Here is a 10296-nt window from a genome sequence, read left to right on the forward strand (position 1 = left end):
GGGGTTTTTATAATGGATTTTCATGACCTGATTGAACTGGAACGAAAGCCGTTTAAAGAACGCGTGAAATTGCGCTACGACGTGTATCTGAAAGAAAAAGAAAAAGGCTTTATGTTTGGCCGTCAGGGCGACGGTCCGGTTGATGCGCAAATGGCTTATAAAGATTTGCACAGTGATACGTTCAAAAATGTGTTGGTATTCGGCTCAAACAGCTATCTGGGCCTGGCCAATCACCCTTACGTCAAACGTAAGGTGGTCGAAGCCGTAGAACAATTCGGCATTGGCACCGGCGGCTCCCCGGCGTTTTCCGGTTATACCCGACAGCACAGAGAACTGGAACTGCGCCTGGCCGCGTTAGCGGGCCATGAAGATGCGGTGCTGTTGCCGAGTGGCTACATGGCTAACCTGTGCTGGGTGAACGGGCTGATGAATCGCAATGATGCCATCATCTATGACCAGAACAGTCATGCCAGCGTGATCAACGCCATCAAAATGACTAACGTGCCGTTTTATACCTTTGATCCAGAACGTCTGGATGATTTCGAACGCATGCTGGAGAAAATCCGTCAGCGCCTGAAGCCAGGAACACAGATTTTCTCAACGGTGGAAGGCGTGCGCTCCACAGACGGTTCGATTATTGATCTGAGGCGTTACATCGATATCTGCCGCGCCCACGACGTTATCACCATCCTCGATGATGCTCATGGTCTGGGCACCGTCGGCCCAACTGGCAGAGGCACGCTGGAACACCTGGATCTGCTCGGCCAGGTTGACCTGCGGATGTCAACGTGCAGCAAGTCACTGGGCGCACAAGGCGCGTTCGTGTCGGGCAAAAGCGAATACATCTTTATGCTGCGCCACTTCGCCTACCCTTATCTGTTCACCTCAGGCTTAGCCCAGCCGACCATCGCCGCGATTTCTGCCGCACTGGACGTGATGGAACAAGAACCGGAACGCATTGCGCGCCTGCATGACAACGTGCGCTACATGCAGGACCAGTTAGTCGCAAAAGGCTTCACGATCCTGCGCGGGCAATCGGGCATCATTCCGGTTTTCTTCGACAAACCTTCCGTCGCCGGCAATATCAACCGCCGTCTTTTTGAGCGTGGTGTGTTCGCCAACATCATGGAATATCCGATGGTTCCACCGGATAAAGAGCGCCTGCGTATTTCCGTTATGTCTTCGCATACCCGCGAAGAGATTGACACCGCAGTCGGGATTATTGCCGACGTTGCGCGCGAATTTGACGCGCTGTAATCAAGTGGATTGGGAGATAAACATCATGGATCAAAAAGACATTCTGACCGTTGTGCTCGACATCATCAACAACATCAAAAACACCGGTTTCACGCCAGAAGTGGTTGATGTGGAAGCCTTTCTGGGCGGCGAACTGGGTGTAGATTCCGTCGAGATGCTCGAAGCCTGGTACGAAATTGAAAAGACGCTGAACATCAAGGTTAACGACAGTGAAAAGCGTGCGATTTACACGCTGGATGACCTGATCGACGCGATTCAGGCGCATTTGCCTGCGGAAGCCGTCAAGTTCTGAACACGATTACACTCCTGGGAAACGGTAATAGGCGACTTATGTCTTCTTCAATTTGGGTATTTCCTGGTCAAGGATCGCAGCAGAAAGGGATGGGAGCGGCGCTGTTTGCGCGTTTCCCTGAACAGGTTAAAGAGGCTGATGCGGTCCTCGGTTATTCGATTCGCGAACTCTGTCTTGAAGATCCTCAGGGGGTGTTGGGCGAGACCGCCTTTACCCAACCCGCCCTGTTTGTGGTCTCGGCGCTGGGTATCCTGGCGGAGCGCGAAGATGGCGTAGCGGCGCCCGACTGCTATGCGGGCCATAGCCTGGGGGAGTTCGCTGCACTGTTTGCCGCTGGCGCGTTTGATTTCGCTACGGGTGTCGCCCTGGTCAAAGAGCGGGGCCGGTTGATGTCAACGGTATCCCGGGGGGCAATGGCCGCCGTGGTCGGCATGAGTCAGGCCCGCGTGGCAGAAGTGCTCGCCGCGTCGGGACTGACGGGTATCGACATTGCCAATATCAACACGGCACAGCAAATCGTGATCTCCGGTCTCTCTGACGACATCGCCGCCTGCGAGGCACGTTTTACCGCAGCAGGCGCGCGTTTCGTCAAACTGAATGTGAGTGCGGCTTTCCACTCCCGTTACATGCGTGATATCGGGCAGCAATTCGCCCGGTTTGCGCAACAGTTTACCTTTAACCCACTGCAGGCGCGGGTGATTTCCAACTACACCGCGCTAGATTACCCGCCAACCGATTATCTCGACCTGCTGACCCAACAGATCAGTCAGCCGGTTCGCTGGTTTGAAAGCCTGTCGCGCCTGCTGGCGCAAGGCGACGTCACACAGCGGGAAATCGGGCCAGGCCAGGTGCTGACCAACCTCTTCACCAAAATCCAGGCCCAGCCGATGACACTGTCGGTGACGCCTCAGGGCGAGCCGGACCCGCAGGCGCGCGTGGTGTTTATGTTTGGTGGCCAGGGATCGCAGTACCACGGTATGGGTGCCGAACTGTACCAACGTAACAGCGCCTTCCGTAAGCAGATGGATCAGTGTCACGCACTCTATCAGCAGCTTACCGGCAACAGCCTGCTGGAGCCGCTGTATGACGAAACGCGCCGCCACCTGCCGCTCACCGACATCGTGTTGTCGAATGCGGCCTTGCTGAGTGTCGGGGTCAGCCTGACGCAGATGCTGGGCGCACAGGGCATCGTGCCCAGCGCCGTGGTGGGATACAGCCTCGGCGAATGTATCACTGCGGTGGTCGCTGGGGTGTTAACCCTCGAAGACGCCATGAAGCTGGTGGTCACGCAAGGACGTCTCTTGAGCGAAAAAAATGCCAACGGCGGCATGATGAGTGTGCTCGCGCCGGTGGCGCATTTCCACGCGCAGACTCAGCTCTATCAGCATACCGAATTAGCCAGCATTAACTTCCCGAACAACTTCGTGGTTAGTGGTGCGCTTGAAAATCTGACCGCCCTTAAAGATCAGCTGACCAGGCAAGAGATTATTTCGATGGTGCTGCCCGTCGAACACCCCTTCCACTCCTCGGGGATCGCGGCGATTGAGCACGACTTCCGCACGCTGGTAGACACACTCCCTACACGCCCGGCAGCGATACCGGTGTACTCAGCCATGTCGGGCAGTGCGGTCACCCAGTGGGACAACGAATATTTCTGGCGGGTATTACGGGAAAAGGTCGATTTCTACGGTTTGATGCAACAACTGGAGGACAACGACGACACCTTCTTTGTCGATCTCAGCCCAACGGGCACGTTGTCGACCTTCCTCAAATACGGTTTTTCCACCATGACCCAGCAGGGTACGGCCATTAATCAGTTTGGCCGCAACGTCGAAAGCGTCTCCCACCTGCAAGAGAAGATAAAAAAGTTTGTCGATAACGCCGTCATGGAGGGCGCATAAGTGCAGGATAACAGACACTTGCCGCACGCTGAGAGCACGTTGACCTATTGGTCACACTACCTGAGCGGCGTACAAATGACAGCGAATGCCAACCTGGCAAATACCACCGGCACGGATACGGCCAAGGCCTTGCCCTCTGAGGCGCAAGTCAGCACGCTTGTCGCGGCGCTTCCCTCCGCGCTGAGCGCCGCACTCCTGGCGCACAGGCTATCGCTGGATGTGTTGCTCACGGCGGCCTGGGGGCTGCTGCTGAGCAAGTACAGTGGCGAAGAGGAGGTCGCCTTCGCAGTTCGCCTCGATAGTGATGTCCGGTCAGGCTCTCCCCTGTTTCCGGTGCGTCTGCCCGTTGATGGCGACCTCACGCTGGGTGAGTGGTTGAACGAAGTAGCCGACCGGTTGGCGCAACACCGGCTGCATGCCGACACGCTGCCCGCCTCTTTGCCGTCCCTGACTTCGCAGGTCAGCGTGCAGGAGAAAGCATCAGCAGACGAAACCGGCGCGCCGTTGCAGGTCACTTTGCAGTGCGGTTCGACACTGTCTCTGGCGCTGCGCTATCACCTCAGCGACATCAGCGATGCCGATGCACAGAGCCTGCTGCACCGTTTACAGCAGTTGCTGACCGACTTTACCCAGGGCAACACACGCCTGATCCGCGAACAGTCACTGCTTGGCGGTGAGGATATCGCCCGCATCCTCCATGCGTGGAATGACACCGCGTTAGACGTGGCGCTGGATCGCTCACTCTATGCGCTGTTTGCCGACCAGGTCGCGGCCCGGCGCAGCTCAACAGCACTGGTGGCTGACGATCGGCGTATCAGTTACCAACAACTGGCCGACCGCGCAGGAGAGATTGCCACCGCCCTGCGTCGTGCTGGTGTGGTACAGGGCGATCGGTTGGTGCTGAGCATGAATAAGTCGCCAGACCTTATCGCTGCCATGCTGGCTATCATCAAGCTCGGCGCGGCTTATGTGCCCGTCAGCCTGGATACCCCGTTTGAGCGCCGTGCGTTTATCACCCATGATGCACAGGCGCGCTGGACGCTCACCACGCGGGCAGATGTTGAGCACTTCACCGCAGAGGAAAGCGCCAGGTTACTGTTCGTCGATGAGTTTCATGGAGCCGCCAGCGCCCCGGAAGACGCAGCCGACGCCGTTGACTCCAGCACCATTGCTTACATCATCTATACCTCCGGGACCACCGGTACCCCAAAAGGGGTGGCGATTGCGCACCGCAGCCTGATTAACTTCTGCGCCTGGTGCGAGCACCTGGGCATTTTCAGTGCCGGGCAACCTATCACCCAGTTCGCGCCTTACACGTTTGATGCCTCCGCCGGGGAGATTTTCGGTACGCTGACGCGCGGTTGTGAACTGCATCTGCTGTCAAATGCGCTTATCCAGAATCCACCCGCCTTGACGGAATACATGGCCGAACACAATGTCCGTTTTTCCGCCTTCCCACCGCCGTATCTGGCGCACCTCGATCCGACGCGGGTGCCTGAAGGCATGACGCTGCTCACCGCTGGCTCGGCCCCCACGCTGTCGCTGATTGAACGCTGGAGCGAGCGTTGCCGTTATATCAACGGCTATGGCCCTACTGAAACCACCATCATGTCGTCCGCCTGGATGCGGGACAGTGAGCCGACGCAGGATAATCGTCTGAGCATCGGACGTCCCATTGCCAATACCCGCATGTACGTGGTCGATCATTTCGGCCAGCTTTGTGCGCCGGGAATGGCCGGGGAGATCTGGATCGGTGGTGAAGGTGTGGCCGTCGGCTATATCAACCGCCCGGAACTCACCGCGCAACAATTTATTGCCGATCCCTGGGTGCCAGGGGCAAGAGTCTATCGCACCGGTGATATCGGCCGCTGGTTAGACGATGGCCGCATCGAGTTCCTCGGACGTCGCGACCACCAGATTAAGCTCAGCGGGTATCGTATTGAGCTGGGTGACATCGAGTCGCACCTCACCGCGCTGGCACAAATTAAAGAAGCGACGGTGATCGGTTTGACCCCGGCGGAGGGCGAAGCGCGTCTGGTCGCCTATGTTGTCCCGGAACACCCGGTGGACAACACCGCCATCGCGCAGTGGCGTGAAGCCCTTGCCCGCCAACTGCCTGGCTACATGATCCCGGCGGCCTTTGTGGTGATGAAGGCGTTACCGCTCACCGCCAACGGCAAAATTGACCGTAAAGCCCTGCCATTACCGGATAGCAGTGCCTACGTACAACGTGATTTTGCCGCGCCCCGCGCCGGAACAGAAACGGTACTGGCACAGCTGTGGCAAACCTTGCTCGGCGTTCATACGGTTGGCCGCCAGGATAACTTCTTCGAGTTGGGTGGTCATTCACTGCTGGCGATGCAGCTGAAAGCGTTGCTGCTGGAGCAACAGCTGTATACCGATGTCCCGACAATCTTAACGTATCCGGTATTAGCCGAGCTCGCCGCGCAGATAACACCGGAAGCCGCGCCGGGAGCCGCCTGTGTTGTTCCTGAGAATCTGATTACGCCGGACCTCACCGCACTGCATCCTGAACATCTGCCGTTGGTCTCTTTGACTCAACCCCAGATAGAAAACATCGTGTCGCAGATAGCGGGAGGCATTGCCAATATTCAGGATATCTACGCGCTAACGCCGTTGCAGGAAGGCATCATCTTCCATCATTTGCTGGAAGAAGGCGGCGACCCTTATCTCCAGTGCGGACATCTGTCATTTACGCAGCGCGATGCGCTGGATAAGTATCTCGCCGCGCTGCAACGGGTTGTCGATCGCCATGATATTCTGCGTACCGCGTTTATCTGGCAAGGACTGGAGACCCCGGTTCAGGTAGTACTGCGCCAGGCCCGCCTCCAGGTAAAAACGCTGGCATTGACCGCCGACGCGGGGGCGATTGTCGAGCAGATGAAGGCGCATCTTGACCCTTACGCCCAGCGCATTGATTTGGCGCAACCGCCGTTGCTGCATCTGCACATTGCGTATGATGACGCACAGGCACGCTGGGAAGTCCTGATGTATATCCACCACCTGGTGGAAGATCTCTCCTCACTGCAAATCCTGCTTGCCGATACCCAGGCATTCCTCAACGGCACCGGCGATAGCCTGCCGCCCGCAACCGCGTTCCGTCAGCATGTCGCGCATTTGCGCCAGCACAGCGATCCGCAACCGCAGCTGGCCTTTTTCGCCGAGATGTTAGGGGATATTGACGCACCCACGATGCCGTTTCTGCTTAAGAGTGGGTATCTCAAAGGCCAACAGATCACGGAAACCCGCCAGCGGCTGGCCGCCCCGCTCGCGCAGCGGTTACGCCAGCAGGCTCGCCGTCTCGGCGTAAGCCTGAGCAGCCTGTGCCATTTAAGCTGGGCGCGTGTACTGGGTGCCGCCAGCGGGCGCGACACGGTGGTGCTGGGAACCGTGCTGTCAGGCCGGATGCAGGGCAAGGACAGCGATAAAATTCTGGGGCCGTGCCTCAATACTTTGCCAATGCGCCTGGACGTTGGCGCAATCGGTGCCGTCGAGGCGGTTCAGCAGACACATCAACGCCTTACCGCCCTCATCAGGCACGAGCACGCGATGTTATCCCTGGCGCAGCAAGCCAGTGGAATAGCTCCCCCAACTCCCCTGTTTAGCTCGGTGTTTAATTACCGCCGTAACCGTCCTTCAGACAAAGATATTTTGGGGAATATCGCCTTCGATGGCATGTCATGGCATGGGTTTGAAGAGCGCACACCTTATCCGATCGTGGCGTCGGTCGATGAGGGCGATGACGAGATTGATATCAGCGTACAGGTGCTCCCGTCACTCTCTGGCGAACCCCTGGTGGCCTATTTCCAACAGAGCCTGCTGAGCCTGGTCACTGCCCTTGAAGCCGATGTGTCGCCTTCCTCGACGGAAATCGCGCTGTATCAGCTTGAGATCTTGCCGCCAGAGGTGCGTCAGGATCTGCTCAACACGGTGAATACCACGACGCTCGCCTTCCCGGCGACGACGCTGATTCATCAACTGTTTGAGCACCAGGCCGCGCTGCAACCGCAGGCGCTGGCGTTATCCGTAGGTGACGCACAGTTTAGCTACGCAGAACTGAATCAGCAGGCGAACCGCCTGGCCCACTATTTGATGGCGCTGGGGGTAACGCCAGATACCCGTGTCGGTGTGTGCGTGGAACGTGGCGCAACCATGCTGATCGCGCTGTTGGCCACCCTGAAGGCAGGCGGGGCTTACGTACCGCTCGATCCTGAATATCCCGCCGCGCGGCTGGCCTATATTCTCGACGATGCCCAGCCGAAAGTGCTGTTGGTGGATCAGCGCGGCAGCGCACTGTTTGGCACGCCTGCGGATAATCCCGTCACGGTGGTCAACCTGGACACAGACCGCGCCGGTTGGGCGGCCTCGTCAACCCGCAACCCTGCGCCGCTGAGCCTGAATTCGCGCCATCTGGCGTATGTGATTTACACCTCAGGTTCCACCGGCAATCCAAAGGGCGTGATGGTGGAGCACCGTCAGGTGGTTAACTTCCTCACCGGGATGCAGGCGCTGTTCCGGCTAACGCCGGAGGATTGTCTGCTGTCCGTCACCAGCATCTCCTTTGATATCGCCGGGCTTGAGCTCTATTTGCCGCTGATGACCGGGGCGTCGATCAGGCTGGCAAGCCGCGATCAGGCGCGGGATCCCGATGCGCTCCTCTCGCTGCTGCGCAGTCACCGGATCACCCTGATGCAGGCAACCCCAACCACCTGGCGAGCGCTGGTGGAAAGGGATGCAACGCCACATCCACAGTTGAAGATCTTGTGCGGGGGTGAAGCGATGCCCGCCGATCTGGCGCAGCGCCTGTTCACCTTTGGCGCATCGCTGTGGAACCTCTATGGACCCACCGAAACCACCATCTGGTCGACCTGCCATCGCGTAGAAGAACAGGACTTAACCCAGTACAACCAGGCCATCGGCACCCCGATTGCGAACACGCAGGTGTATCTGATGGATGCTCACGGTCAACCGGTGCCGAAAGGTGCGATGGGCGAGCTGTACATCGGCGGTGAAGGCGTGGCGCGAGGCTATTTTGCGCGCCCTGAACTCACCGCTGAGCGTTTTATTCCCGACCCGTTCTCAACGGATCCTGCCGCCCGCCTGTATCGCACCGGGGATTTCGCGACGTTTTCCGCTGAAAACCGGCTGATTTACCTGGGGCGTACCGACAGCCAGCTCAAGCTGCGCGGACATCGTATTGAGCTACAGGAAATCGAAGCCCGCTTAATGCGCCATCCTCGGGTACGTGAAGCGGTTGTCGTTGCGCGAGAAGCGCGTAATGGCACGCAGCGTCTGGTGGCCTATGTGGTGCCGCAGTCAAATGAAGCGAGCACGGCAACGCAGCCGGTTGACCCTGCCCGTCTGGACTTTAGCTTATTCTTCTTTGGTGCCAACACGGATGCCCGGCGTGGCTACCACGAGTATCTGAAGGCGGCGGAGTTTGGCGATCGACAGGGGTTTACGGCGATATGGACACCGGAACGCCATTTCCACAACGTCGGCGGATTGTATGCAAATCCTGCGTTATTACAGGCTTCGCTCGCGACCGCCACGCAGAATATCCAGCTGCGCGCGGGCAGCGTGGTGCTGCCGCTGCACGATCCCCTTTCCATCGCTGAAAACTGGTCGATCGTCGATAACTTATCGAATGGCCGGGTGGGGATCGGCATTGCGTCTGGCTGGAATCCGCAAGATTTCGTCCTGGCACCGCAAAATTACTGCTCGCGTCGCGAGGTGATGCGGCATGGGATCGAAGAGCTGAAAACGCTGTGGCACGGCGGTAGCGTCGTTCGGCAAGACAGTCGCGGCCAGGACGTCGCCATCACGATTTATCCGCAGCCAGTACAGCGAGAGCTGCCGATTTGGTTAACCGCCGCCGGCACCTCGGAGACCTTCGAGTATGCAGGCAGCAGCGGCGCAAACGTGCTCACGCACCTGCTGACGCAGAATATTGACGGGCTCGCCAGCCATATCGCGCGCTATCGTGCCGCACGAGAAAACGCCGGGTTCGATCCGCACAGTGGCAAAGTCACGGTGATGGTTCACACCTGTCTGGGCGACAATCACGACGCCGTGCTCAATCAGGCGAGACAGCCTTTCTTCGACTACCTGGAAGGGCATCTGAGCCTGCTTTCTGACTGGTTGATGGAGCAGGACATCGACCTCAACCTCCTGCCACACGAAGATAAACAGAGCATGCTGGCGTTCGCCTTTAAGCGCTATACCCGCGATCTGTCGTTTATCGGTACGCCGGAGTCTGCGCTCTCCGTGGCTGAAAAGTTACAGGAGATTGGCGTGAACGAGGTGGCCTGTCTTATCGACTGGATTGAGCCGGAAGATCCCCAGGCGGCATTGCAACATCTGGCGACGCTCAAAAATAAGGTCCAGGCACGCTTTGATCGCCAGACGTTACGCCAGCATTTGCAGGACACACTGCCGGACTACATGGTTCCTGCCGCGTTCGTCACGCTCGACACCCTACCGCTTACGCCGAACGGCAAGATTGATCGCAATGCGCTGGTCACACCGGATGACATGGACTTTGCCCTTCGCACCTATGTGGCACCTCAAGGCGAGATAGAAACCACGCTGGCGGCTATCTGGGAAGCGCTGCTGGGCGTTGAGCGCATCGGCCGACAGGACAACTTCTTTGAACTCGGTGGCTATTCGTTATTGGCGGTTCGTCTCATAGAACAGCTGCGACGCAAAGGGCTCAGCATTGAAATACGCACACTGTTTGATACGCCTGTTTTGGCAGATCTCGCGGCCAAAACCATTGAGCTTGCGGAGACCCGACTGTGAATACGTTATTCCGAAGCATGTGTA

The 10296-nt window shown here is 58.1% G+C and carries 4 protein-coding genes; all 4 read left to right on the forward strand.

Translation table 11 applies throughout. The features are described 5' to 3' along the window. Positions 1–12: 12 nt before the first annotated feature. Genes F3J40_RS08610 through F3J40_RS08625 form a run of 4 tightly spaced genes read left to right on the forward strand, consistent with a single transcriptional unit; the run spans position 13 to position 10272 of the window. A complete protein-coding gene (locus F3J40_RS08610; RefSeq protein WP_167013711.1) occupies positions 13–1257 on the forward strand; it encodes an aminotransferase class I/II-fold pyridoxal phosphate-dependent enzyme in 1245 nt (414 codons plus the stop codon). Between the two features lie 25 nt (positions 1258–1282). Next, positions 1283–1549, forward strand: a complete 267-nt coding sequence (locus tag F3J40_RS08615) for an acyl carrier protein (RefSeq protein WP_167013713.1) — start codon at positions 1283–1285, stop codon at positions 1547–1549. 38 nt (positions 1550–1587) lie between these two features. Continuing rightward, complete coding sequence (gene fabD, locus F3J40_RS08620; RefSeq protein WP_167013714.1) at positions 1588–3450, forward strand: ACP S-malonyltransferase; 1863 nt, start codon at positions 1588–1590, stop codon at positions 3448–3450. Continuing rightward, on the forward strand, positions 3451–10272 hold the full coding sequence (locus F3J40_RS08625) for a non-ribosomal peptide synthetase (protein WP_167013716.1): 6822 nt from the start codon (positions 3451–3453) through the stop codon (positions 10270–10272). Positions 10273–10296: the final 24 nt, after the last annotated feature.

Source organism: Candidatus Pantoea multigeneris (assembly GCF_011752615.1).
Lineage (GTDB): Bacteria > Pseudomonadota > Gammaproteobacteria > Enterobacterales > Enterobacteriaceae > Pantoea > Pantoea multigeneris.

Coding starts and splice junctions, on each gene's coding strand:
- F3J40_RS08610 (WP_167013711.1), top strand. CDS start 13: ATGGATTTTCATGACCTGATTGAACTGGAACGAAAGCCGTTTAAAGAA.
- fabD (WP_167013714.1), top strand. CDS start 1,588: ATGTCTTCTTCAATTTGGGTATTTCCTGGTCAAGGATCGCAGCAGAAA.
- F3J40_RS08615 (WP_167013713.1), top strand. CDS start 1,283: ATGGATCAAAAAGACATTCTGACCGTTGTGCTCGACATCATCAACAAC.